This window comes from Bartonella sp. AA18HLJMS (assembly GCF_042197245.1).
In the GTDB taxonomy this organism is placed as follows: domain Bacteria; phylum Pseudomonadota; class Alphaproteobacteria; order Rhizobiales; family Rhizobiaceae; genus Bartonella.
Genome location: NZ_JBHIRP010000009.1, coordinates 19,872 through 46,518, shown reverse-complemented (window position 1 = coordinate 46,518; position 26,647 = coordinate 19,872). Strand labels below are relative to the sequence as shown.

At 38.2% G+C, this 26,647-nt stretch carries 21 protein-coding genes and 1 tRNA gene; 6 read left to right on the top strand and 16 right to left on the bottom strand.

What is annotated here, in order from left to right:
• The first annotated feature begins 98 nt into the window (after positions 1-98).
• On the top strand, positions 99-977 hold the full coding sequence (locus ACFINW_RS06365; RefSeq protein ID WP_375621101.1) for a methyltransferase: 879 nt from the start codon (positions 99-101) through the stop codon (positions 975-977).
• A 7-nt stretch (positions 978-984) separates the two neighbouring features.
• Here the strand turns inward: ACFINW_RS06365 and ACFINW_RS06360 are convergent, their stop codons facing one another.
• Positions 985-2,340 (bottom strand): L-cystine transporter, encoded by a 1,356-nt coding sequence (locus tag ACFINW_RS06360; RefSeq protein ID WP_375640941.1) that lies wholly within the window; start codon positions 2,338-2,340, stop codon positions 985-987.
• A gap of 828 nt (positions 2,341-3,168) precedes the next feature.
• Here ACFINW_RS06360 and ACFINW_RS06355 point away from each other — a divergent pair.
• On the top strand, positions 3,169-3,606 hold the full coding sequence (locus ACFINW_RS06355; protein ID WP_375640942.1) for a type ISP restriction/modification enzyme: 438 nt from the start codon (positions 3,169-3,171) through the stop codon (positions 3,604-3,606).
• A gap of 1,128 nt (positions 3,607-4,734) precedes the next feature.
• Here the strand turns inward: ACFINW_RS06355 and ACFINW_RS06350 are convergent.
• On the bottom strand, positions 4,735-6,108 hold the full coding sequence (locus ACFINW_RS06350) for a glutamate--cysteine ligase (protein ID WP_375621104.1): 1,374 nt from the start codon (positions 6,106-6,108) through the stop codon (positions 4,735-4,737).
• 68 nt (positions 6,109-6,176) lie between these two features.
• A complete protein-coding gene (locus tag ACFINW_RS06345) occupies positions 6,177-6,920 on the bottom strand; it encodes a 16S rRNA (uracil(1498)-N(3))-methyltransferase (protein WP_375621105.1) in 744 nt (247 codons plus the stop codon).
• 235 nt (positions 6,921-7,155) lie between these two features.
• Between ACFINW_RS06345 and ACFINW_RS06340 the strand changes: the two genes are divergently transcribed.
• Positions 7,156-7,299 carry a hypothetical protein gene (locus ACFINW_RS06340; RefSeq protein WP_273790383.1) on the top strand — a complete coding sequence of 48 codons (144 nt, stop codon included), beginning with the start codon at positions 7,156-7,158 and terminating at the stop codon, positions 7,297-7,299.
• Between the two features lie 315 nt (positions 7,300-7,614).
• On the opposite strand, the gene ACFINW_RS06335 is transcribed toward ACFINW_RS06340, so the two are convergent.
• Positions 7,615-9,495 (bottom strand): AsmA family protein, encoded by a 1,881-nt coding sequence (locus ACFINW_RS06335; RefSeq protein WP_375621106.1) that lies wholly within the window; start codon positions 9,493-9,495, stop codon positions 7,615-7,617.
• A gap of 315 nt (positions 9,496-9,810) precedes the next feature.
• Here ACFINW_RS06335 and folD point away from each other — a divergent pair, with 315 nt between their 5' ends.
• Positions 9,811-10,710: a bifunctional methylenetetrahydrofolate dehydrogenase/methenyltetrahydrofolate cyclohydrolase FolD gene (folD, locus tag ACFINW_RS06330; RefSeq protein WP_375640943.1), complete on the top strand. Its 900-nt coding sequence runs from the start codon at positions 9,811-9,813 to the stop codon at positions 10,708-10,710.
• A 66-nt stretch (positions 10,711-10,776) separates the two neighbouring features.
• Here the strand turns inward: folD and edd are convergent, their stop codons facing one another.
• From edd to ACFINW_RS06295, 7 genes are all read right to left on the bottom strand, one after another.
• Positions 10,777-12,600: a phosphogluconate dehydratase gene (edd, locus tag ACFINW_RS06325; protein WP_375640944.1), complete on the bottom strand. Its 1,824-nt coding sequence runs from the start codon at positions 12,598-12,600 to the stop codon at positions 10,777-10,779.
• 56 nt (positions 12,601-12,656) lie between these two features.
• Entirely contained in the window at positions 12,657-13,409 is a 753-nt protein-coding gene (pgl, locus tag ACFINW_RS06320; protein WP_375640945.1) for a 6-phosphogluconolactonase, read from the bottom strand.
• Between the two features lie 10 nt (positions 13,410-13,419).
• Positions 13,420-14,892 carry a glucose-6-phosphate dehydrogenase gene (zwf, locus tag ACFINW_RS06315; RefSeq protein ID WP_375640946.1) on the bottom strand — a complete coding sequence of 491 codons (1,473 nt, stop codon included), beginning with the start codon at positions 14,890-14,892 and terminating at the stop codon, positions 13,420-13,422.
• Between the two features lie 120 nt (positions 14,893-15,012).
• Complete coding sequence (locus ACFINW_RS06310; protein ID WP_375629621.1) at positions 15,013-16,296, bottom strand: NAD(P)/FAD-dependent oxidoreductase; 1,284 nt, start codon at positions 16,294-16,296, stop codon at positions 15,013-15,015.
• Positions 16,297-16,307: 11 nt separating this feature from the next.
• A complete protein-coding gene (locus ACFINW_RS06305) occupies positions 16,308-17,735 on the bottom strand; it encodes a glutamine synthetase family protein (RefSeq protein WP_375618430.1) in 1,428 nt (475 codons plus the stop codon).
• A 458-nt stretch (positions 17,736-18,193) separates the two neighbouring features.
• A complete protein-coding gene (locus tag ACFINW_RS06300) occupies positions 18,194-18,430 on the bottom strand; it encodes a class I SAM-dependent methyltransferase (RefSeq protein ID WP_375673970.1) in 237 nt (78 codons plus the stop codon).
• A gap of 215 nt (positions 18,431-18,645) precedes the next feature.
• The gene (locus ACFINW_RS06295) at positions 18,646-19,194 is read right to left on the bottom strand and encodes a hypothetical protein (protein ID WP_375673969.1); all 549 of its coding nucleotides are present in this window, start codon (positions 19,192-19,194) and stop codon (positions 18,646-18,648) included.
• Between the two features lie 467 nt (positions 19,195-19,661).
• Between ACFINW_RS06295 and ACFINW_RS06290 the strand changes: the two genes are divergently transcribed.
• Together ACFINW_RS06290 and ACFINW_RS06285 are read left to right on the top strand one after the other, a co-directional pair.
• The gene (locus tag ACFINW_RS06290; protein ID WP_375673968.1) at positions 19,662-21,083 is read left to right on the top strand and encodes a coproporphyrinogen-III oxidase family protein; all 1,422 of its coding nucleotides are present in this window, start codon (positions 19,662-19,664) and stop codon (positions 21,081-21,083) included.
• A gap of 10 nt (positions 21,084-21,093) precedes the next feature.
• Entirely contained in the window at positions 21,094-22,314 is a 1,221-nt protein-coding gene (locus tag ACFINW_RS06285) for an MFS transporter (RefSeq protein ID WP_375621112.1), read from the top strand.
• 995 nt (positions 22,315-23,309) lie between these two features.
• Here ACFINW_RS06285 and ACFINW_RS06280 read toward each other — a convergent pair.
• The 5 genes from ACFINW_RS06280 to ACFINW_RS06260 all read right to left on the bottom strand — a co-directional run bounded on the left by ACFINW_RS06280 (position 23,310) and on the right by ACFINW_RS06260 (position 26,568).
• A complete protein-coding gene (locus ACFINW_RS06280) occupies positions 23,310-23,435 on the bottom strand; it encodes a hypothetical protein (RefSeq protein WP_375621113.1) in 126 nt (41 codons plus the stop codon).
• A gap of 65 nt (positions 23,436-23,500) precedes the next feature.
• Positions 23,501-23,578, bottom strand: coding sequence for a hypothetical protein (locus tag ACFINW_RS06275; protein ID WP_375629624.1), 78 nt, complete (start codon positions 23,576-23,578; stop codon positions 23,501-23,503).
• A 553-nt stretch (positions 23,579-24,131) separates the two neighbouring features.
• The gene (locus ACFINW_RS06270) at positions 24,132-24,488 is read right to left on the bottom strand and encodes an NADPH-dependent FMN reductase (protein WP_375629599.1); all 357 of its coding nucleotides are present in this window, start codon (positions 24,486-24,488) and stop codon (positions 24,132-24,134) included.
• A gap of 342 nt (positions 24,489-24,830) precedes the next feature.
• Positions 24,831-26,174, bottom strand: coding sequence for an MATE family efflux transporter (locus ACFINW_RS06265; RefSeq protein ID WP_375621116.1), 1,344 nt, complete (start codon positions 26,172-26,174; stop codon positions 24,831-24,833).
• A 317-nt stretch (positions 26,175-26,491) separates the two neighbouring features.
• Positions 26,492-26,568, bottom strand: a tRNA-His gene (locus ACFINW_RS06260).
• Between the last annotated feature and the right edge of the window lie 79 nt (positions 26,569-26,647).

Here is a 26,647-nt window from a genome sequence, read left to right as displayed (position 1 = left end):
AAATTTATTTTCTTTCATATTATAAACTTGACAGAGCTTGCACAAATAATGAACCTTTTCAAAATATATTCTTTCATAGATCGAAAGTGTTCTACAATATGTCGCATCCTTTAATTTTTGATCATAACCGCATTGAACAATTCCGAAAACGTGCCTTTCAAAAAGCAAAAAAAGGATGTGACTTTTTACTCTCTCACATGGCAGAAGATCTCTATAAACGCCTTAGCACTGTTGATCGCCTCTTTACATTAGCTCTCGATTTACACAGCCATACAGACCTTGCTGCGCAAGCTTTAATGAAATCTGGAAAAGTTTGTTCCATAGAACGCATTGAGACCGATACGCTTTATCAAAGCCATGATAAAAAATTTCATTTACGTCATCGAGAATTTCTTGATTTACCTCAAAGTTACTGTGACCTTATTGTTTCACTTCTTTCATTACAATTGACCAATGATACCCCTGGTGTTCTAAGCCAGATAAAAAATACTCTTAAACCAGATGGCTTATTTCTTGCTGTTATGGCAGGAGCTGGTACATTAAGAGAATTGCGGGAAAGCCTGCTGCAAGCTGAAAGTGAAATTTATGGTGGAGCAAGCCCTAGAATCTACCCTTTTGCCAACATTCGTGATGCAGGCGCTCTTTTACAGCGTGTTGGCTTTGCCCTGCCTGTAGCAGACGTTGAAGATATCACAATACGTTATAATACAATGTTTGACCTTATGCACGATCTTAAAGCTATGGGAATGCAAAATGCACTCATCAATCGTTCACGACGCCCTGTATCCAAACGTTTTTTTCTCCGCGCAGCTGAAATCTATGCACAACAATTTAGTGATCCTGATGGACGTATTCGTGCACATTTTTCTTTCATCTGGCTCTCTGGTTGGGCTCCTCATCCCAACCAACAAAAACCCCTACAACCTGGTTCAGCGCAAATATCTCTTACAGATGTTTTACAGCCCCAAAAAATATAATCTAAAATTATTTTTTAAAAATACTTTTATCTGTTGTCCGTAATATTTGACTAGTGACCGTTCCAGCTATCATTGAATCGCTCACGTTTAGAGCAGTACGTCCCATATCAATTAGCGGTTCAATAGAGATAAGTACAGCAACCAAAGTAACAGGAAGCCCCATAATTGGTAACACAATCAATGCAGCGAAAATAGCACCTCCCCCCACACCAGCAACACCAATAGAACTCAACGTTACAACACCAACAAGCGTAGCAATCCAAGTGGGATCAAGAGGATTAATACCCATAGAGGGTGCAATCATGGTCGCAAGCATTGCTGGATAAAGACCAGCACAACCATTTTGTCCAATTGTTGCCCCAAAAGAAGCTGCAAAACTCGCAATGGATTGTGGTACACCTATCCACTGTGTTTGCGCTTCAATATTCAAAGGAATACTTGCAGCACTTGAACGACTGCTAAAAGCAAATGTTAAAACTGGTAAAACCTTTTTGAAAAAACGAAAGGGATTAATCCCAGAAATACCAAGCAATACACCATGAATTCCAAAAATTAAAATAATACCGACATAAGAGGCAATGATAAAAACCAGTAAATTTAAAATATCTGTAATACGCGATATTGCTCCTACTTTCGTCATAAGTGCAAAAATACCATAAGGCGTCAAAGCAATCACAATACGGACTAACCGCATAATCCAAGCTTGTGCCACTTGAATAAATAAAAGCGCTTTTTCTCCTTTTTCTGGCTCATCTTTCTTTAAAAGAAGAACCGATGCACCTAAAAATGACGCAAAAATAACAACACTGATAATTGACGTACGTTTAGCTCCACTCAACTCAGCAAATGGATTTTTAGGAATCATAGACAAAATCATCTTTGGTATATTCATATCTCCAAGTTTAGAAATATGACCTTCAAGAAGAGCAGAAACATTTTGCCCTTCATGCACCAAACCATCGGTTGTTAATCCAAAAAAATTAACCACAAGCACACCAACCAATGCTGAAAGAGCCGTTGTAAAAAGCAATATTGAAATTGTTATTATACTCATCTTTCCAACAGCATAAACAGAATGTAAATGAGCAACTGCTGAAACGATAGAGATAAAAACCAATGGCATAACAATCATTTGCAACAATAAAATATAGCCCTCACCGACAATGTTAAACCATTCAACGGATTTCAATAAAGTGCTTTCACCCTCTCCATAAATAAACTGCAAAACACTTCCAAAAATCAAGCCAAGGATAAGCCATAGCATAACACGTAGTGAAAGACTCCATTGCATTTTCTTACTTTGAGAAACCAATAATAAAAAAATAACAAATAGAAATAAATTGACGAAAAAATTAAATGTCATTGTCTATACTCACTATTATTATGGTTGACATAAATAATCTGCATAATTCAAAATCAATGCATGATATTTAAAATTAACCTATAAAGCTTACAAGGCTTTTACAAAATCATTATTTTTTTAATTTATAGATTAAAAGAGAATTTTTTATCTACTAATAACTGTTTAAAGAAAATAAATAAAATTATTTTCTTATTCTTTAAATTTTCACTCTCATAAAATATTTAAAAAAGAGAAATATAAGCAACATTCATTGCATCTTAATACTGAATAATTACAGCATATCTTATCCTATAAATCTCCTTACCTCTCTCTTTTTCTATTTGAACTGAAGCGGGCTTTCCAAGCAAGGATGAATTAACAATTGAACATTCATGATTTTTCTAGAAAATACACCAACAAGCTACTTCTGCTCATTTTATGGACTGCACTCTCAATAGCTTTGATCAGCACTTCAAATATAATTATTTTATTGAAAATACTTTTTATACATTCTTTCTTTGCTCTCAATGAAAGCTTTTTTATTTTTCAAAACTCTTTTTATAGTCATAAAAAGGCTTTGAAATACAACATGTTGATTTATAATCATAATTTACTGTTTTGCATATTAAATTTGCATATTAAATGAGAGTCCCGAATAACGTAAGATTCTCTCATTTCAAACCTGTTTATCTTGAATCAATCAAAATCATTTGCTTGCACGTCACAAGCAGGGCTGGCGTATGGGTAAAAATGTATAAGAAAGGAGTAAAAAGACCTTTTATGAAACATCTTAATGCAAGAGCTGTCGCAACATTGGAGGGCGGAGCTTGAGCAGCAAATATAAATAATATGATTGCTTTTTATAATAGCGCAGTAAAACGTTTTAACGATACCTATTCATATGCTGATCGAACAACACGTGCACATGCTATAGATAATTTTGCCACTTTAGATATAAAAAAGATAAGTTGGAGTTATAATCTTACGCAAGAACTAATAAGAGGAAAGGTTTTTGAATTTGAAGAGGCATGCCTCACTCAGAGTTCATATCATCCTTTTACGCAACAGTGGTTTTATTGTAATCGGAATCTCAACGATGGAATTTACCAAATGCCTCGTATAGTCCTGATAGGACAAAAAGTTGAAAATAGGATGATACAAATTACAGGCATAGGAGCACGAAGCGTTTTTTCTGTATTGATAGCTAAGAATTTGCCTAATCTAGATGCAATAGATACAGATCAATGCTTTCCACGGTATCTTTATAAAAACGTTGAATCTCTGTAACTGTTCATGATGAAAAACAATCCCATTTGTTTGCAAATTCAATAAAGGAAAGAAAAACATCTGGTTTACAGAGGCGTGATGCCATTAGGGATGAAGGACGAGCACATTTTAAAGCTGCTTATCCTAGTGAGAGCATAACAAAGACGATTACAAATTTCTAGATAATGAAAACAATGGAAAAGACTGAGGATATATGATTAAAATGGGAGGCTTTAAACCTAAAAATATTATAAATTTTATGAATAATACAGTTTAAAGCATTAAAAGCAGTCTTACAGTAGATTTACAATGTATGGGGATAATTAATTGCCTATAATAAGTTGCGCTCATACTGATAAAGATTATTCTGCTATAGAAATGTTGTGCTTTTTTGACTTTTTGTGCGTATTCAAACACTCATTCGTTGCAAATTCAATCTCTTTATCTCGTGCCTCTTTATCAAGAATAATAGTATTTTAATATAATACCCCTTTGCATACAAATAGTTATTTCTTATCTATGAATAGCTTATAATTTCATATAACTCTATGAAGATAATATTTTTTATTTATCAATATTTAATGATGTAATTAACACATTCATTATATATATATAATAATCTTTATTTCTATCTATTTACATAATATATTTCTTTTTTTATAAAAATAAAATTGAGTTATACATACATCGATCTATCGGTATTTTTTCTACTTTCTTTTTAGCGCACTGAAAGATTGATATCGTAATTTTTGTATAATAAAATACTCTTTCATATAAGCATCGTATATTGAATTATAATAATTGACTATTAACGGCAAATTATATTTTTTTATCCCTTTTAAAAGTAAAAAATATTATTTTCAGACCTATTCATAAGTAGGCTTAGCCAAGTGAATAAAAAATGTTTGATAATAAGCTTTATCTCTTATGAACTATCTTTTGTACAAAGGGACAACATTATGATTACGGAAATATCGTGATATTATTAGGTATAAAAATCACACTCCCCAAGAAATTTTTGTATTGTATCCTTTCCGTTATGAGAAATGTTAAAAGCAAGATAGGGTATGCTCTCTAGAGCAAATGAGTGAATGAACCACCACGGTGATATGTATTTTTAAAAAAATAGGAAGTATCTTTGCTTCAAATTTAATAGGCACATTCTAAAAATAAAGGTTCTACAGACTCATTCCAAATAGAATAGTAATGGGACAAATATTTTTCAGCATCTGTTTGTCCCATTGCAACAACCTCTTCTAAAGGATTAAGAAAATTTGTTTCATCAAAACCATTCGTATCATACTGTTTGCGATTTTTTAAGCCTTTGCGAGCAATAGTAAGAGCTTGACGTGCTAACTCTAAAAGAATAGTTTGACGAAAAGGAGTTCTTAACCCTTCTTTAGGAACACGTTGGCGCAACTCTAAAACTTCTTCAAAACACCAATCTTTTGTCAAAGCCTCTGCCTCATTAAGTGCTTCCCTATCATAAAGAAGCCCAACCCAAAAAGCTGACAACGCACAAATGCGCTTCCAAGAACCACAATCAGCTCCCCTCATTTCTAAAAATCTTTTTAATCGGACTTCAGGAAATAACGTTGATAAGTGATTAATCCAATCTCCCATGTTTGGAATTGAATTTGCAACTTGTCCTTTTAATGCTCCATTCATAAACTGACGAAACGTTATGTGTGTACAATCATAATAACGACCATCACGCACAACAAAATACATTGGAACATCAAGGGCCCATTCAACATAATCAGCAAAACCAAAACGCTCAGAAAATACAAAGGGCAGAACGCCTGTCCTCTGATTATCCGTATTACGCCAAATTTCAGAACGCCACGATAAAAAGCCATTTGGGCGCCCTTCTGTAAAAGGCGAACTTGCAAATAATGCCGTTGCAATGGACTGTAACTTCATGGATACTTGCATTTTTCGCCGCATATCACTTTCAGATGAAAAATCAAGATTAACCTGAACTGTTGATGTGCGATACATCATATTAAGACCATTATACCCCACTTTAGGCATATAATCAGTCATAATCTGATAACGTGATTTAGGCATTCGCGGCGTTTCAGCTAAAGTCCACTTTGGACTAGCTCCAAGACCTAGAAAACCTATACCTAATGGTTCTGCAATTTTTTTGAGAAGAGTTAAATGCTCCATCAACTCGTAATATGTATGGCTTACTGATTTTAATGGTGCACCAGATAATTCAAATTGTCCCCCAGGTTCCAAAGAAATGGCTCCCTGATCAACTGATCCTACGAGCCCAATAATATTCTCTTCATCTAAAATAGGTTTCCATCCTAAGGCGCTTTGCATCCTCTCTAAAAGCGCTCGGATTCCCCTCTCTCCTTCATAAGGAACAGGGTGAAAACCATCTCTATAAAACGGAAATTTTTCATGTTCTGTACCAATGCGCCAATCATCTTCTGCTTTATACCCCCCTTGGAAATAGCTAACCAAAGAATCTAAGTTATAAATTTCACTTTCATCAGTTATATCAAGCGCCATAACTTACCGTATCCTATAATTGGTATCATCATCTTAAATAAATTGTTTAGAATGATTTTACAGATTTCTCAATCCATTGCCCAATCCCCCACGGTAGCATTAAGAAGAGCCAAAGCAGCAACAGCGGCAGTATCAGCGCGTAAAATACGCGGACCTAGTGATATTGGAACCACAAAAGGATGTTTTTTTAAAAAGCTCCGCTCTTCTTCACTAAAGCCACCTTCCGGTCCAATAAGAATACCAGGTGTTGTAACGTCACGCTTTTTAAAAAAAGGTAATGGATTATGCGATTTATGCTCTTCATCACAAAAGAATAAAGGCTGTGTCTCATCCCACTGTGCTAAAAGTTCTGCTAATGATAGAGCCGATACGCATTCAGGAAGAGATAAAATTCCACACTGTTCAGAAGCTTCAATAACATTGGCTTCCATACGCGCCATATTGATACGCGTAACCTGCGTATGATGCGTTATAACAGGCTGCAAAATCGATACCCCCATTTCAACAGCTTTCTGCACCATATAATCCAACCGCGCATTTTTGAGTGGAGCAAAGCAATAAATAAGATTGGAATGCGTCGTCTGTAATCTTTCTTGATGGATAAGCTGAACCACAACAAATTTTTTCTTAACAGTGATAAGTTTAGCAAGCCACTCACCATCCTGTCCATTAAAAAGTAAAATTTCTGCTCCTTCTTTCATACGCAAAACATGCATAAGATAAGAAGCTTGTGCCCCCTCTATCTTTATTTCTTCATTCAAAGCCAATGTCTGTCGGATAAATAATCTTTTAAGTTTATAATTTATGCGCATAAAAATTTTGCCAATGCTCACTATCGTCATCAAGAAAATGAAGAAAAATATATAGCAAAAAGAAAAAATTATATCTATAGAACTATAATATATTAAAGAATTATAGAGTTTTTTTAGCTTTATGAGATAATAATAGGAACTTATAGATCCTTAAGTGATTCTGCTTTCATAAAAGTTTAAATAATGCACCATTCATCTTTGCATTCAGTCATTGATGCATCCGTGGAGGAAAAATATGTCTGCTAAAAAAGCTACAATTATTACGATTACAACCCTCTTAGCCTTTATTTTGATTACAGTGGGAATTGGTTCTGTTGGAGCCGACGGGAAGCATACAATTACCAAAGATGGCTATGGTATTTCTTCTGCGATTCAATAAGCACTGGCCAACATCCTCCTTAAAATTTTAATGTTTTTTAGCAATTTTTATAAGATTAGCACCAATATTATGAATCTCTTGTATTTGAAAGATTCCATAAGAAGGTTTTTTATTCCTCTCTTCAGTCATTTATCTATACCAACCTCACTTATTATGACGGTGAGGATGGTTTTTACTGCTTCACGACGAACGGATTTAAAATGAGAGAATCTTCCGATAATGGGAGCTCTGATTTAAATTTAAAAGACAATTTTAAGTTGCAAAAAGACGAATTACCATTACAGGATAGAATATTATACAGATGAAAAACGATACTCAATCTGCGTCAATATCTTTTGTAACCCAAAAATCACCATGATTTTGTCCTTTAGAGCTTAGAGAAAAAGTAAAAGGCCATGCAAGGCTATTAGCAAGACATTGGACATCTTTACATAAAGTTTCTGATCTATAGTTTTTGCGTAGTTGTGCCTGTAATATCAGTTCATTTTCCTTCCCTTGCGCAATAGCAGTTGCAATGGTTCCTTGAATGGATAAGCTCAAGTCTGCTGTACGCATTAATGACTCTGTTACCTTCATCATACCTTCTGAAAAGCTTGTCTGAATATCCCAGTAATCAAATGTTGTTAAAAAAGTATCATTATTCATTAAAAGAAATTGTTGTTTATTTGAAAGTCTTGTTTGTAATTCATTCAGATCATACCCTAATAGCCGACCAGAAGACATCTTCAGTGTTAACTCACCCTGCATTTTCGTAAAAATTTCTGGCCAAGAATCAGCAAGTGTTCGTACCGTTGCAGTAAAATTCGTTTTGCTTTGTATAAATGGAATAAATCCCCAAATTTCTAAAGTCTCCTGCATATCAATAGAAGCGCCTGAAATATTTCCTCCAATACGCACTTTCTGTCCAGCTGACGTAACTTCAATATTACTTTGCACGGATCCACCAAAAATATTCGCATGTCCAAGATCAAAAATACCATGCCCATCTCTTATTTGTATTGCAGCAGCTAAATTTGTGAGTGAAATATTTCCTATTTTAGCTTGTGGCGCAGAAAGTCGTATATCCACGCCAATACGATCAAAAATTCTCATGTCAAAGCAGGCATTTTTCTTTTTACCTGAAAAAAACATTGAACCCAAGAGGCTAAGGTCTAGGTTATCAAAAGCTAAAGAGCCCATGAGATTTGGTACATAATCTTGAAAATCGAGTTTCAAAGCTCCTCGCGCATTGGCTTTCCCCATCGTAAATGTAACATTGTTCATTTGGATATGCATTGGCTGCGCTAAAAAATGAGATTCCCATACAATGGGTATTTTTAATTTATGTCCCCAAAACTGATTTCCACCAACCCAAGACAATGTCTGATTCCATCCAGGAGAACGCATCGACACTTTTCCGTCAAAAATATAATATTCAGATAATCGAGCCTTTCCTGTAAAAGTTATTCCCCCACGTACAGAATTGAGACTTGCCCTAATATGACTTTTGCCTCCTGCAAGAAGCAGCAATGCTTGAGAAGCATCAAGTGATAATTTTGTAAATTCTCCGCGCCAACGCGCATCTGCACGTAACCGTACTTCCTGAGTTGATTCCGGCCAATCTAAAGTTGCATTTAATCCTGTTATTTTTTCTGCTACTCCTGAAAAACTATCGTGATACACAAGAACACCATTTTTAATGACAATCCGTCCAAAAGGTTGTTTTAAAAGGTGCTCTATCTCTGGATGCTCAGGATTATGTTTTAATATTTCACGCGTATTACGTATAGCCACCCCTAATGCACCTTGTGAGCGAGAAAACCGATCAAAAAAATCTGCTATTGTTTTAACAGGCTTTTCCATAACAAATTGAGGACGCATAATCCGCGTCTCTGAAAAAGAAATATGTCCCCAAAGAAGATCGACGACAGAAAGATCAACTTCTATTGATTCAGCTTCCATTAATGGCGCAACATCATCCATTTTTGATGTTAAAGTAACGCCAGAAAGAAATGCTTTAGGATAAGGAAAAAGATGTAACCGCGGTGGATCACGCAATTGCACATTGTAACCCGTCCATGCACTTAAATCCTGCGCTAAACGAATACGAATCGCATCTGTAGAAATAAGATAAGGTAAAACGAGAATCCCCACTCCAAATAAAAAGATAATTGTAATAAAAACTCCGCTCAAAAATTTTATTATTCTGATGCGCACATTATCCCTCTATACTTATCCCCCTATAACAGATTAAAAACAAACTTAAATGATCATAAAAAGTTTTTATAATCCTATAATTCACTATATCCACTTTGTATCTTCATTATTTTTGTTCTTTATCCAAAATTTATTCAAACAGCAATGTTGCTGCTTCTTTATAAAGCAATTATTTAAAAGTCTTCAAAACTATAAATCCACAACATTATAAAACCATTCTTACTGTTCTCATATGAATATTGCTATAAAACTCTATCGTATTATTAGAAAATGCTTTACAAAAAAAACAAACAGCCTTACCGAAAGGATCTCTGAATGAATAATATTATCGACGGAAAAAAACTTGCTGAAGAGATTATTGTGAAAGTTAAGGCCGAAACAGCAAAGCTCCGCCATCACTATAATATACAACCTAGTATCGCTGTTATTATCGTTGGAGATGATCCTGCAAGTCAAGTATATGTCACCTCAAAAAATAAAAAAGCCGAAGAATGTGGGTTTCTTTCAATCAAACATGTCGTTTCCAAAGAAACGCAAGAAAAAGATCTCCTTCAACTTATTACAACATTAAATTCTGATCCCAAAATTCATGGTATTTTGGTACAGCTGCCTCTCCCTGCTCATATGAATACAAATCGCATAACACAAGCCGTTGCTTTCCAAAAAGATGTTGATGGTTTTCATTATATTAATGTAGGAAAACTCGCGGCAAACGCACTTGAAGATGCGATGATTCCCTGCACTCCAGCTGGTGCCATGATGATGATTGAACAACACTGTGGGCAAGATTTATCTGGACTTGATGCTGTCGTTGTTGGACGCTCTAATATTGTTGGAAAACCTATGGCTGCCCTTTTAACAGCAGCCAATGCCACTGTGACAATTGCCCATAGTCGTACCCGTGACCTTGATGATGTGTGTCGAAGCGCTGATATTCTAGTAGCAGCTGTAGGCCGCCCACAAATGATTAAAAAAGACTGGATAAAAGATGGTGCAATTGTTATTGATGTCGGTATTAACCGCGTTGCTGCACCAGAAAAAGGTATAGGGAAAACACGTCTTGTTGGTGATGTCGATTTTGAAAATGTAAAAGAAAAAGCTGCTGCGATCACCCCTGTTCCAGGAGGCGTTGGACCAATGACAATTGCCATGCTTATGGTTAATACACTCAAAGCGGCCGCACGATCATACAATCTGCCTATACCAAAATTCTAAAAATTGTAACAATTCCTTGTATATGGTTTAATTGTATATGATTCAGCTTATTTATTTTTGCATTTTTCATGTCATAAAAACAGATGCCCCTTGATCTGCACGATTAACGGATTGACGAAAAACATGAAAAAGTTCGCGTCCAACACCATGTTCGTTTTTTGAAAGATCCGGAGATATGATTTTTCGCGCGTTAAATTTTGCTAAATCCTCCAAAAGGGTTAATTTACCCTCATGAGCATCAAGAAAAACAATATCACCATCCTGCAAACGTGCAATGGGGCCATTATCCACTGCTTCTGGTGTCACATGGAGAGCAGCAGGAATTTTTCCTGACGCTCCTGACATACGCCCATCGGTTATCAATGCTACCTTTTGACCGCGATCTTGTAAAACGCCTAAAATGGTCGTTAATTTATGAAGCTCTGGCATACCATTGGCTTTTGGTCCTTGATAGCGAATGACAGCGATAAAGTCTTTATTATGCAACACTCCAGATTTAAAAGATTTTTGTAGTTCCTCTTGATCATTAAAAACAAAGACTGGTGCTTTAATCTGCCAATACTCTGGTTTAACAGAGGAAACTTTTATAATAGCTGTTCCCAAATCTCCTGATAAAACACGAAGACCACCATCAAGCTGAAATGGCTTTCTCCACCCCGCTAACACCTTATGATCACCACTTTCCTTAAGAGCCGCTTCACGCACCACATGACCATCAGCAGAAAGCTTTGCTTCAATTGCATAAGCATTGAGATCTTTACCAAAAACCGTAGAAACATCTTCATGGACCAAGCCTGCCTCGATAAGCTCGCGAATAATAAATCCCATTCCCCCCGCAGCGTAAAAATGATTAATATCTGCTAAACCGTTAGGATAAATGCGCGCTAAAAGAGGCACAACGGATGAAATTTCTGCAATATCATGCCATGTCAATTTAATACCGCAAACAGCAGCCATAGCAATCAAATGAATCGCATGATTGGTAGAACCTCCTGTTGCATTTAATCCTACAATGGCATTCACAAAAGAACGCTCATCAATGATCATACCAAGTGGACTATAATGATCACCAAGATCTGTCATTTCAAGTACACGTTTCGTAGCTTCTTTTGTTAAAGCATCACGCAACGGTGTATTCGCATTAATAAAAGAAGCTCCAGGCATATGAAGCCCCATCATCTCCAGTATCACCTGATTAGAGTTAGCTGTTCCATAAAATGTACATGTTCCTGGCCCATGATAAGAACGTGCTTCTGATGCTAAAAGTGTTTGGCGATCTATTTTATTTTCCGCGTAAAGTTGACGTATCTTCGCTTTTTCATCATTACCTTGACCACTTGTCATGGGACCAGCTGCTATAAAAATTCCTGGTAAATGACCAAATGTTAGGGCACCAATCAATAAACCTGGCACAATTTTATCACACACCCCAAGATACAATGCTGCATCAAAGACATCGTGTGATAAGCTTATAGCTGTTGCCATTGCAATTACTTCACGCGAAAAAAGGGAAAGCTCCATCCCCGCATTTCCCTGCGTAACACCATCGCACATCGCGGGAACACCACCTGCAACCTGTGCAACACCACCAACCATACGGGCCGACTCTTTAATTAAGTGAGGAAATTTTTCAAAAGGTTGATGTGCTGAAAGTATATCGTTATATGCCGTGATAATGCCAATATTCCCAACGATATTTCCCTTCAAGCGCTCTTTATCTATTGCACCACAAGCAGCAAAGCTATGAGCCTGATTGGCACATCCTAAAAAACTCCGTTTGGGGCGATGAACTTGTGCTTTTGCAATACGATCTAAGTAAATTTCTCGTGTTGATTGAGACCGTTCATAAATCCTTCGTGTAACTGTGGCAATTGTCTTGGAAAGTGCCATATTTCTCTCCCCCTTTCATTGTTTCTTCCCCTCATTCATTGAGAGAGATTACGTTTTTATTCACCTTGTGTCGCATATTTTGATTCACTTATTTCATTTTCTGCAGGCGACCAATAAACCTGAACGAGATGAGGGGAATTACGCAAAATTGCCCGAATAGGCATTTCTGTTTCAGACCCGTCTTGACAAGCTTCCTCAAAACAATCGCGTTTCTGAAGACCCTCGAAATGGAGAATAATGCAACGAGATTGCATAATAACTGGCAAAGTTAGTGAGAGTCTTGGCTCAACAGCACTCTTAGCATGAAGGGGTAAAACAAGTGCTTGTGTTCGTAAATCAAGCGCTTGCTTTAAACGATCAGCATCAGGAAAAAAAGAAGCCGTATGTCCATCCTCCCCCATTCCTAAAACAACAACATCAAAGGGTTTAGGCAAAGTATTAACACGACTCGCCGCTGAAAAAGCAGCAAGTTCAGCAGTAATTGCTTTATGATAAAGCCCTACAAAACGTGCTTTTGCGGCAAAATTTTGTAACAAATGACACCGTACCATATGTTCATTTGAACGTTCATCGTGTGTAGGGACAAAACGTTCATCGACCAACGTGATAATAATCTTTTGCCAATCAATATCCGCTTTTGACAAATAATGAAAAAACAATTCTGGTGTTTTACCACCAGACACCGCTAAAACAGCTCTCTTGCGCTCAAGAACAGATACACTAAGCTCTGCTGCTACTCGATCTGCTAATGCCAAGGCTAAAGTCTGAGGGGTTTCAAAATCTAAACGGTCAATATTCATTCTATACATACTTATTGCTCTAAACTAAATTGTTCCATATACGCCCATCACGTTCCATGAGGCTCATCGAAGCAGACGGCCCCCATGAACCAGCGTTATAACTGTGAACAGGCTGTTTTATTTCTTCCCATCCCTCAATGATTGGATCAATCCAACGCCAAGCAGCCTCAACTTCATCACGACGCATAAACAGTGTTTGATCTCCACGAATAACATCCATTAATAAACGTTCATAAGCATCAGGATTACGTTCAGAAAATGCGGAAGCAAAACTCATGTCTAATGGAATGTGACGAAACCGCATACCGCCATAACTTGGATCCTTAATCATCAACCATTGTTTTACACCTTCATCAGGTTGGAGACGAATTACAAGCCGATTAGAAAAAATTTCATCTAAATCCACATTAAAAATATTATGAGGAATAGGTTTAAAAACCACAACAATTTCAGACATTCGCGTGAACATGCGCTTACCTGTTCGTAAATAAAAAGGCGTATTAGCCCAACGCCAGTTATCAATCTTAACCTTAAGTGCTACAAATGTTTCACTCTTACTCACTCTTCCCAGATCATCAAAATAAGACTCTACCGATATACCATTTGATAGACCAGAAAGATACTGCCCACGTACAGTATGCTGCCCTACATTATGGACATCAAGCGGTGTTAAAGAATGTAAAACTTTAAGTTTTTCATCGCGCACAGCATTAGCACTGTTGGTAAATGGTATTTCCATCGCAACCAAACAAAGTAATTGTAGCATATGGTTTTGAACCATATCGCGTAGAGCACCAGTGCTTTCATAATATTCTGTACGGCCCTCTAACCCTAAAGATTCAGCAACGGTTATTTGAACATGATCAATATAATTGGAGTTCCATAGCGGTTCATAAAGTGTATTAACAAACCGCAATGCCATTAAATTTTGAACAGTTTCCTTCCCAAGATAATGATCAATACGAAAGATCTGCTCTTCATTAAAGGCACTTGCAAATACATCATTAAGTGAAACCGCTGTTTTTACATCGCAACCAATTGGTTTTTCAATGATAATCCGTGTTTGTGGTGTCACCAAATCATTTTTTTCCAACTTCATCGCAATATCAGCAAAAAGTGACGAACCAACAGCCAAATAAAAAGCTCGAATATCCGCTGAATCTTGTGACAGAAGGAGGGCTAAATCCTCCCACCCGCGATTTGAGGTCACATCAACAGAAACGAAAGTTAAACGTGCAAGAAAACGATTGAGTTCTGTTGAATTGAGATCTTTTGGATGGATATGTTTTTCTAAAGAAATGCGGACAAAATTTTGATATTCTTCACGACTTAAGGAAGTGCGCGAAACCCCAATAATACGTGTTGGCTCACTGAATTGCCCAGCACACTGACAATGATACAAAGCCGGCAAAAGCTTGCGCAACGCCAGATCACCATTGCCACCAAAAACAATACAATCAAAGGAAGAAACTGGAATAATTTTACGCACCATGAACTTGTTTATTTTTCTATTCGATTATGAAATCCCATATCACTTATAAAAGCTTTCATCATTAAAGCAGACAGATACTAAATAAGCCATTAATTTTCTTCATTTCAAGCAATGTTTCCATTAAAGGCGATCCAATAAAGAAAACCAACGCATTGCTAAAAATATAAGCGGATAACGCAAAACTCTTCCTCCCGGAAAAGATGAAATCTTTAAGTCTTGGAAATAGGAAAAACGTTCATATTTTCCAGTTAACCATTCTGCGTATAATTTTCCCACGAAAGGAGCCAGCATAACGCCATGCCCTGAATAACCACCACAATAAGTCATCCTTGAAAAAATTTGGCGAACATAGGGCATGCGTTCAACTGTGATGGCAACCGTTGCTCCCCACCGATGGCTTAAATTGATAGAATGTAATTGAGGATAAATTTCAACAATTTGCCGTTTTATACGTTCATCTAAATTTAGAGGATGCTTATTATCATAACTTTCTACACCACCAAATAAGAGACGATTATCAATGCTTTTGCGAAAATAGCGAACCATAAAACGGGAATCATCAACCGATTCCCCCCCTATAAGAATTGAACTATGCTTTGGTAATGGGTCCGTTGCTCCAATATAAGAGCGAATAGAAACAATATTTTTTTCAATAAAACGCTCCAGACCAAGTTTATACCCATTTGTTGCAAGTAAAACATGCTCTGCTGTTACACTACCTTTTTCTGTTATTACTTTCCAATGTGCTCCCTTGCGCCTTACGGTCGTTACTTGTGACTTCTCATAAAGCTTAGCACCAGCATCTTGTGCTCTTTTTGCCAACCCAATAATCAATTTTAAGGGATTTATATGACCGGTATCCGCATCATAAATACCACCACAATAAAAAGTTGATCCAAGTCGCTCAAATGTTTCAGCCTTATCCATAAAAGTAAGCGCGTGATAGCCATAACGCTGCATCGCCTCAATATGCTGTTGATAAGAGAGAAGCTCACGCCTTTTATGAGTTACAGAAAGCTGTCCTCCTATCAAATCACAAGGACAATTAGGCATTGCGCATAAAGCTAAAATATCTCTTTTAGCTTCTTCTGCTAAATCAAATAGAGCCTTACTTCGCTCAAAACCATACTTTTTTTCTAATGTTTCTACCCATTGCCGTTGCCCTGTTCCCAGCTGTCCACCATTGCGCCCTGAAGCACCATCACCAAAACGTGATGCTTCAAATAAAACAACATCTACTCCAGCCTTGGCTAAATGATAAGCAGCCGAAAGACCCGTAAATCCGCCTCCAATAATGACCACATCACACTGTCTGTTTTCACAAAAAGAAGGATAAGAGGGACGTTCTCTTAAAGCATCTTCATACCAAGAAATTCCTGGAGAAATTGAATTATAATCAATCATCGTCATAAAATTTAAACATTCAGCAGGAGATATTCACGCTCCCACGGACTGATTACTTCCATAAAAGTTTCAAACTCTTGTCGTTTGATTGCAGCATAAGTACTGACAAACACATCCCCTAAAATAGCACGTATCACTGTATCTTGTTCAAACAAATTGACTGCCTCAATGAGCCCACGCGGTAACTCAATATTATCAGCGTTTACATTATTTATCGCTGGCTCATCCGGCTCAATTTTTTGTTGCAAACCAATAAGACCACACGCTAAAGAAGCCGCAAGGGCTAAATAAGGATTCGCATCTGATGAAGGAAGCCTATTCTCAACACGTCGCGCTTGAGGAGCAGAACGGGGAACTCGAAAAGCTGTAGTACGATTATCATATCCCCACCGCAAATTAACAGGAGCCGAATTATCAGGGACAAGACGTCGATAAGAATTCACATAAGGCGCAAGCATCACAAGTACGCCTGGCATATGTTTTTGCAATCCACCAATAAAATGGCGAAAACAGATACTTTCTTCACCATTTTCCTGTGTAAAAATATTCATGCCGGTTTTCTTATCAACAACCGATTGGTGAATATGCATAGCAGAACCCGGCTGCCCTTGAATGGGTTTTGCCATAAAAGTTGCATACATATTATGTTTTAGTGCTGCTTCACGAATTGTTCGTTTAAACATAAAAACTTGATCCGCTAATTCAATAGGATCACCATGACGTAAATTGATTTCAAACTGTCCTGCTCCTTCTTCATGAATGAGGGTATCAATTTCCAATCCTTGTGCCTCTGAAAATTGATAAATATCATCAATCAAATCATCGAATTCATTAACACCAGCAATGGAATACCCCTGTCCACCACCAATTGAACGCCCAGAACGACCAACCGGTGGAACTAACGGATAATCAGGATCGGGATTTTTTTGTACCAAATAAAACTCAATTTCTGGTGCCACAACAGGGCTTAAACCCATTTTTGTGTAAAAATGAACCACCGTTCGTAAAACATTGCGTGGTGTATAATCCACAACCTGACCATTTTGATACACAAGATCACAAATCACCTGTGCCGTAGGAGCATCTTCCCATGGCACAATGCTTAACGTAGAAAGATCAGGCTCAAGGCGTAAATCACCATCTGCTTTAGGATATTCAAAACCATGACCATCTTCAGGATAATCCCCTGAAATTGTTGCCATAAAAACTGCTGAAGGCAATGCCAATGATGTTTCCGATGTAAATTTTTTAGAAAGCATCATCTTGCCCCGTGGTACCCCTGCTTGATCAGGCGTAATACATTCAATATCCTCTACCTTACGAAAAGCAAGCCATTGTGAAACTTGTTCCCAATTGCGCACACCACGTAAACTTTTGAGAAAACGAGAGACAGGTTTAAAATTCTTACTTTTCGTTTGTTTACCATTTTTTACAGCCATAACATACCAACTTTAAAAACAATCAAGTCCTATTCTTATTGTATCAGCCCATGCATAAACGACACGAAAAAAATTTATCAACTGATATTTTTGAAGAATACTATAAGATCTATCAAGGTAAAAGAACTTTACGCTCAAAAAGCTATCCTATCACCATAGTGAAAAAATTGATATTGCACCCGATACATCGATGCGAACCTTCTCCTTATATAAAACAGCGAGAAATACCATATTGTACGTAACCTAATTCCGATTCAAATAATCATATATAAGCAAACATTGACGAGAATAATAAAGGCGAGATATTTAATTTCCTTTTGGTTGTAGCAATGCTTCATATTAAAAGAAAAGAAACTTTTCTTTTAATATGAAGCAAGTTTTGTAACTCTATTGTTATCCACATAGAAGTAAACACCCTAGGATGGTGAGTAACCTTTACAGCTAGTGCTTACAAACACTCACCCCGCCATAATATGCGTAAATGTATTTTCAGGATAAGTCATACGCCCAGCATTTCCGACATGAAACTTAACCATCGTCTGCATAACAGAGCTATCAACCTTGTTCTGAGTGGATGGTACAGACTCTGCACTTATATCAATTCCCACCGCTTGACATTGCACTTCGCACACAATATTTAGAGCTGAGAATCCAGTAGAGCATACCAAATCCAATAGATAGGATTTTTTGCTAATTGCGCCATGCGTGATCCAACATTTGATAGTCTCCAGCCCACTAGGAGGTGTGTTATTTATATCTAAAAAGCCAAAAAATCAGGATATGAGAACACAATAATATCAATTTCCTTTTAACTAACGTCCTTTATCGTCGATCTTCCACCATCGTAAAATCTATTTTGTATCAGTTGCTTTCACATACTTTGACTTATGATCTCGTGATACTGGGCAGACTAAGTACACATCCCCAGAGCCCAGATTATAATTAAGTTCGTACCATTCTGCTCTTTTATAGAGCTAATATTTGAAAATAAATAACCATAATCTTTAGATATAATACGCCTAGGTTCAATAATTACCGTAAGCTTATGTAAATCACAACCCAATTGTGATAATGCCTCATAAATTTTACGAGGGTATTCGTCATTGACCGTCACGGCATCGCAAAACGCTGTGGAAGTCGGATATCCTCCGCCTAGACTGATAAAACTTTTTTGATCCTTCAATGCGTAAATATCCTTTCCAGCCTTAGTTAAGGTGGATACTATTAACTCAGTCGAATTCAAATTAGAGCCCACATGCAAAGGCACCCCATTAAGCCTAATCCTATTGGATTCTAGCAAAGATAATGCGGCACGTAACTTCGCCGCAGTCATACCAAAACACGATCTATCCCCGTTTGCCAGTACATGGCACAATCTCAATGAGATTTTAGGTAATATATCAAAATGGCGTGCAAGAGTGATGATGTCATGTAATTCGATAATATTATCACACTGGATATTTATATGTTTTCTAATAGGATAATTCTATCTCTTCTCGAAGTTTTACAGGGATATAAAAAATGTATCTCTACCTTTAAAACCATCTTTTTGCGCTAATGATATTTCATAACCAGACGCAAATTCCAAGTCCTAACAACATAACAATGATGCCCCGCACATCCATTAAAATACCCTGCTTTTTCTCGCTCTAGGCATTCATAGCCGGACCACGTAAAACAGGATACCAATTACAATATCAGACCATAAGGCTGAAAGAGAAAGTTTTTTTATATTTTTATCTTTACATTGCCTCTTAAACAAGCTGGCCTGTTCATATAAGAAGTTATATGTATAATACATATAACTTCTACAAAAGGAGGATTCATTATGTTCCGTGAAAATCTTTGGTAATACACTCGGGTGATTGGGTCACCAGTCGCCCGTCAATAATATAGTGCGAGTTAAGAAATTGGGGGAGGTAAGCTATGCAACTCGTGGATCATCCTTTTGTGAAGTTCGATCAACTCAAGCCGATTTACAACTTCACATATCCGTTATTTCGCACTATTTCAAATGAATTTTACGATTACCTAGACTTTAATAAACTAGCGCACAGTAAGCAGATTCCACAAGCGCGTACCATTTCTCTTTATTTGCATATTCCCTTTTGCGAAACCATCTGTTCCTTCTGTCCCTTTCAGAAAGGGGCCTACAAGCACGTTAAACAAATCGAAGCTTATATTTCAGCGCTTACCACAGAGATCAGAAACAAAGGAAATTTCATTCGCTCGCTTAGAGGTCCCATCCGCAGCATCTATATAGGGGGTGGCACACCGTCGCTTTTGTCCGCAGATAATATCCGACACATCGGAAAAGTATTGCATGCCGAATTTGAGCTCTCTTCCTTAGCCGAATTTACACTGGAAAGCGAACCGAAGAGCGTCACACGTGATAAACTTTATGCTGCCCGTGAGATCGGCGTTAACCGGATCAGCTTCGGTATACAGAGTTTCATTGAGCGTTTCCGATCATTGTTTAACCTCACCTCAACACGTGAACAAATCAACAATACCGTGGCTTGGTCACAAGAGATAATTGGACATGTCGGTTTCGACCTACTATATGGCATACACAGCCAGCAAGCCGAAGAACTATTATACGATTTGAAGCAAGCCAGCGAGCTTCACCCTGAAACCATCAACCTCTATGCAATTAACAATCTGGCTATCACGTCGCAACTGCATAAGTCTTACGCACAAAAAGGGCTGAAACCGTCCAGCCTACAACATCGACAGATGCTTCGATTATTTAGCGACATCGTTATGCGCAGCTGCGGCTATGCGCCGTGTAATGGGCATTCCTATATCAAAATTTCCAATAACACTCCTCTAACGCTCGCTAAAACGAGTTCAGCTAATTATTTCCGCTATCACAAATATTTGCATGGTTATCATGATGATTATGTGGTTGGCTTTGGGGTGTCAGCACAGTCGATTCTTGGCTCACTCGTCACTCGCGCCAATCCCAGTCGAAGCGGATACATTACCGACATACAACTTAAAGGCAAATCAAAAGTGTACTACAATTGGGTATCAGCGGAGCAACAAGCCTCCAAGGCTTTGTGTATGCGGCTACCTTATAACGGCTACGCCAAAAAAGAAAGAATTGACTGGACCGCACTTCCCTCTTTCGTATACAATAACCTACAGCAACTTATAGGTGCAGGTCTCATCGCAGAAAGTGATAACGATCTCCAGCTGACTCAGCGTGGTTGGCAATGGTATTCCAACCTTATGTATTTTCTTCTCCCTCAGGAAGACAGGAATATCTTGGACGACTATGTCGCAAACATGCTGAATACAACCGCCGTACTTGATGGACCAGCGGAAATCTGTGTGGCATCTTAAGGAGAACAGAATGTTCACGCTTTTTGCCAACAAGAACATACGCTATTTTTGCCTCACCGTTAGTCTGCTCGCCTTACTCAGCGGTGCTTTGCGCACTGCCATCCCGCTATTAGCAAGACAATCTGGATATGGCGTAGTTGGAGTAAGTTGGGCGCAAGGTCTCTTCTCATTAGCGTGGCCAATTTTCGGCATCCTTGCAGGCGTTTTACTTGATCGCTGCGACAAAATAAAACTTGCCACCTCAGCTCTCTTCATCTTCATGCTACTGCATATTGTCCTGTTCATACTGCTCATGATACAGATTACTCCAGCCGAACAAATTTTCTTCTATGCAACCATTGCTGGATTCATCGTCGTTTCTGCCGAAGCTTATATAATGACGATTCCACCACTTATCATGGAGGGAGAGCGATTGATGACCTTCTACTCAATTGTCTTGTTTTTAGATTTCGGGGTCTCCTATTTTCTTGCCCCTGTCATAACAAGCAGCATTTTAGCGCATAGCACACTGCTATTTCTCGGCCTGTTAATCGTGCTTTTTATCGCATTGATTTTTACCGCTCGCCATGCTGTTCCGACATCGCCAACACCTGATAAAGAAAACATCACTTTCCGTTATATCATTGCCGGCTTTCATTTCATTTTTTCAAATCGGCATCTTACCTCCCTTACATTACTCACATTCTTTCTATCGGTGGTATTTGGAGCATTCCTAACCTCGTTCATCTTCTTCGTTACCGACGGTCGGTATCTGGGCCTACATAGCAGCCAATATGGCGTGATGTTTGCAGCCTACGCGCTTGGAACAATGGCAGGTGCCCTATTTGCACCGCGTATACGTTATGCACCGGTGCGCCTAGCTGTTCTCACTGACGGTTTAGGAACGGTTGTCTTACTGCTGGTTCCAGCCTTTTCAAAAAGTGCTGTCGTCGTATGGGGCGTCACCTTTATCGCTGGCGTTGGAGCAAGCTTATGGTTTATTGGTGTTACCGCCTTCAGGCAGCGCCTCACACCAAAGCAACTTCTCGGGCGAGCTAATTCTGCTTTTCGAGTGATAGGCTATGCTGGAACGCCGGTCGGAAGCTTTTTGGTCGGCGTCCTTGGTTCTTTTATATCATTGCAGTTTGCTGCCACCTTTATCGCTGGGCTCCTATTGGTGGCTATCGCGATAACGCTTCCTTTTCTTTGGCAGGCTGATCATATAAACACACCCAATCCTGCCACGAGGTAACAGCTGCTTTTTAAAAAAGACACGGTCAAAAAAGGCACACATACCCTATTACGCAATCGATTGATCTGTTCTTTGGACGAGAAAATTATCACCATAGTGGCTGATAGAGCCAGCGGCACTATAGAAGCAGCCAAACAAGCGCTAAAGACAAAACAGCCCCTTTACGTTGCATTGGGCGATGATCCAACGCCTATATGAAAGATGCAGAGAGCTTATAGCGTACGAAGTGCAATTCTTAACCAAAAACTCCGCCCTAGCAATACCCACTTATACTCCAGTTAATCCGTTACCCGCTGGACATCAAATGCCTCACCCCTTTACTGCTCCTCAAAATACATTTTGCTGCACTTACGCGCCGTATTCTTCCTTTGTAATCAAAAGAGCAGCCCTCCTTTCCTAGTTTAGGATCTTTGCCTACACAACGCAGCAACAGATGCGACCATATATGCAATCACGCCTTAGGGCCTGCATAGTAGAAAGCTTAGTTCGAGAGATTCATAAAGCCTATATCCCAATAAATTTTCCACCCAATCCACCTTTTAAAAGGGCGGCTTTATATAAACCGTTAGAGCAAGCTATGAAATCCTTAGGTGTATTAGAAATAATTGGCGGTTTTACCTCAGACCAATGTTGATTGACTTTTACTCGTGCATATACGCAAGCGGTGCTACTCTTTTCTCAGATAGAAAGGACATAACCGTTACCATCTGACCTATTATTGTTTGAAAATAAAGAAAAAGTATCAGTGTGACTAATGATATTGAAGAGCTATCTCATTATGTGGCTGTACTTAATTACGGCATTGGGAAGCTAGTCACGTAATCACCCCCTTCTGCGCGCGCCTTCTGCATGATATTCATAAGATTTTATTACGCGGTAAACGCAGTACGTCCAAAAGCCTTAGCGAATTTCGCAAAGCACAAAATTAGCTTGGCGGTACGCAACTAAAGACAGCGTCATTCGTGCCGCCCACTCTTACCACAGCCCCACTCTCTCTACCACCATCCCCGCTTAGAATCGCGCCAACTCATCACCGGTGCCTCGTTAAACACCACACCAGTCTCAAGAGCGGTAAAATGCGCCTTGCCGCATTTAATCTTCAGCATTTCTTTAAGGCGCAAATCAAACTCGCTATTCGTTCCTTTTGTTTCCAGTACAAAATAAAGCTTTTGTGCGCCATCTCACTCTAAAAAAACATCCAATCAGGCGTATAAGAACCAATGGGAGTGGCTATTTTAAAACTTCTTGGCAGTTTAAAAAACAATCTTACATCAGAGTCATTATCGAGATTTTGCGCAAACTCTTTCTAAATACGGCTCTCACAAATCTCATGATCATAAACACTTTTCTTATTGACCACCGTCAGCTCTATGATCGCCTTTTCCGACCTAATTTTACAGATGTAGAATCCATCTTATTATGATGCGCACATCCAGAGATTATTTTATCCTCTGCATTAGAACCAAAAACATGAACAATACGCAGAGGCTTCGGTAAGAAGGCCAACCGCTCAATCTCAATCTACACAAAAATACATGTGCAGGCGAATGCCCTCCATAATATGCAATATTTCAAGCCCGTCCATAGTGGTACCCTTTTTAAAAATTGTGTCTATGGCTTATAATAATCTCCAAAATATACATTTAGCCCTTGTCTGAAATAGCTCAATTTTGGATTGATGAGAATAAAAACGCGCTGCGATAATCACGTTGTTCAGCCCTCATGACCGGCAAAAGGGCACCAATATTCCTGTACTACCAACGACTAACTAACGGTATTTCTTATCATTTTTGATCATATCCTCCACCCTTATTATTTTAAAATTTATACATTTCATCAACAAGATGTGCGCAGCGAGCCCGTACATCTTCGCTGTTCAATCTCCATGTACGGCCTGCATTCTCAGACACAAAATCATCTTTAGCCGAAGCAACTTGATATTGCAGAGCTTGTCTATAAAGCGTATGCACAACTGGTACCAAATATTTACATGACAGTAGCGCATTTTTTGCTGTACTGCCATGAGAGAGAAGACCAACAACTTTATCCCAAAAAGCATCACAATCTAAATTATCAAAAGCGTTCTTCAAAGTCTCTGAATAAGACCTGTGATAAACAGGGCTTGCAAGAATAACATCGTCAGCGTCTGCGATTGTTTTGACAAATGTATACACTTTAGCATCGCAATGGTAATAACTTATAAAAACAATAACTTTTTTAAATGACTCCTCAACGGCGTATGAATATAAGCACGTTTTTTCTCGTCATTTTTTAAGGTATTAAACTCTTCCAATCTACCGAACTTACTCTTAAATTGTAGCCGAATGATTTTAATAAACCTATATTATTTTAAAAACTCAATAAATAATATTGAGACTACAATCAAAGACACTTCTTTTCAATATTAAGCAAGTTTTGTAACCTATATTGTTATCTCCATAGAAGTAAAACAGCCTCTATGGACGATGAGTAGCTAAGCCTTCACAGCTAGTGCTTTACAAGCGCTTTTATAACACTCACTCTGCCCCAAACATAGGATTGCATTTTATTAAATAACCCACGCGCATATAATTAAAGATAGAAACGATTAAGCTTGCACCAATCATGCCAAACCAATAGCCAATAAAGCCATATTCAAAAAAATGCGCCATTAGCGCTCCCCCAAATAGGCCTAACCCCCAATAACTTATTGCTACAACAATTGTTGACCAAAACGTATCAAGCAAGCCCACAAGTATGCCATTGAGCATAGCACCTAAAGTGCCAAAAGCAAAAGACAATAAAATGAACGGAAGCAATTTCCAAGAGAAAACAACAACGCGTTCTGAAGAAATATTAAAGATGGTTGTAAGGATGAATCCATAAGAGAGATAAACAATCCCTGATAAAAACAAGACATAAGTTACAGCAAAAACAGTGACATTCATACGCAATTGTTTTAGAGCCATATTATTCCTATCTGCTCTATACCACGCTGCTATTGTTGCGGCTGCGCTGGAAATCCCCAAAGCCACCACAGAAATAAGCATATCGAGACGCATCCCTATCGTATGTGCGGCCAAAGATTCGACCCCATAAGCCGTAATCATGAATGCAATGAACGAAGGAAAGCCCTCCGCAATAAGAATACGTATACCAATGGGTAGCCCTACTCGCAGCAATTTTATTATTCGTGAAATCTCTAACTTTTGTCTCAAATAATTAAAGCGAAAAGAATGAAAAGCAGAATTGCGGGACAAAATTATTGCTGCTGCAATAACAATTAAAATACGGATCAAACTGCTCGCAATTCCTGCACCAAAGACACCTAATCCGCTTATAGAACCTATACCAAAAATAAGCGGCCAAGAGATAAGAAAATTCACAAGGATAGCCGCAAGCATAACCCAGGTTAACGGCTTTGGATTACCAATTGCTGACAGTAATCCCCGGCTATTCACATAAAGATAAAAAAACACCACCCCTATAGCAGCACCACTATTATATTCCTGCGCTATATTGGCAATTGTCCCATCTTGGCCGAGAAAACACAAAATATTCCTCGTGTTGAGTAAAATGATCGCACTCATCATTCCAATCAAAAGGGAAAGCCATATTCCTTGATCAAACCATGCCTTCAATGCATATCTATCTTGTCTACGAAAACTTTCCGCAAGTTTTGGTGCAACCGCGGTAATAATACCTAGCCCAAACAACATAACAAAACTAAATATACTCAGAGCTAACATTGTACCACTCAAGGCTTGCACGCCTAAATGCGCTACAAGCGCTGCATCTGTGAAGGAAATCATCATCTGAGAGATAAACCCAACAGCCAGAGGCATGCCAAGAGAGAGCAATTGCTTCATCACAACAAACATTGTGAAATACCCTTCCATATTGAAGGGCATATTAAGCTCGGATCTTTTAAACAAAACACATTGATTTTTTCCGTAAAGTCTTTCCATCGCAAGTCTTGTGTAAAGGATGCATAATGAGAACGCATTAAGGTAAGAGGAGATGCCCAGTTCTTAAAAGAGAAGTGCAATGCGCCTTTATTGGTTTTCTGTACTTTATGCCATGCGTTTTTTTTGTACAATATTATGCCCCCAAGCAACTACAGTCATTGATAAAAGATCCTCAGTGAGCCGTTTGTTCGTCTTGTATATCCATTTTCAGTATTTTCAATAAAATTTTTTGGTACGGTTGGTGGGATTTGAACCTACGACCTCTGGTGCCACAAACCAGCGCTCTAACCAACTGAGCTACAACCGCATAAAAAGAAAATGTATCATAACTGTTCACGATTTCGTAAACATTTATTCTTATGCTTATGTGACATAAGGAAAATCAA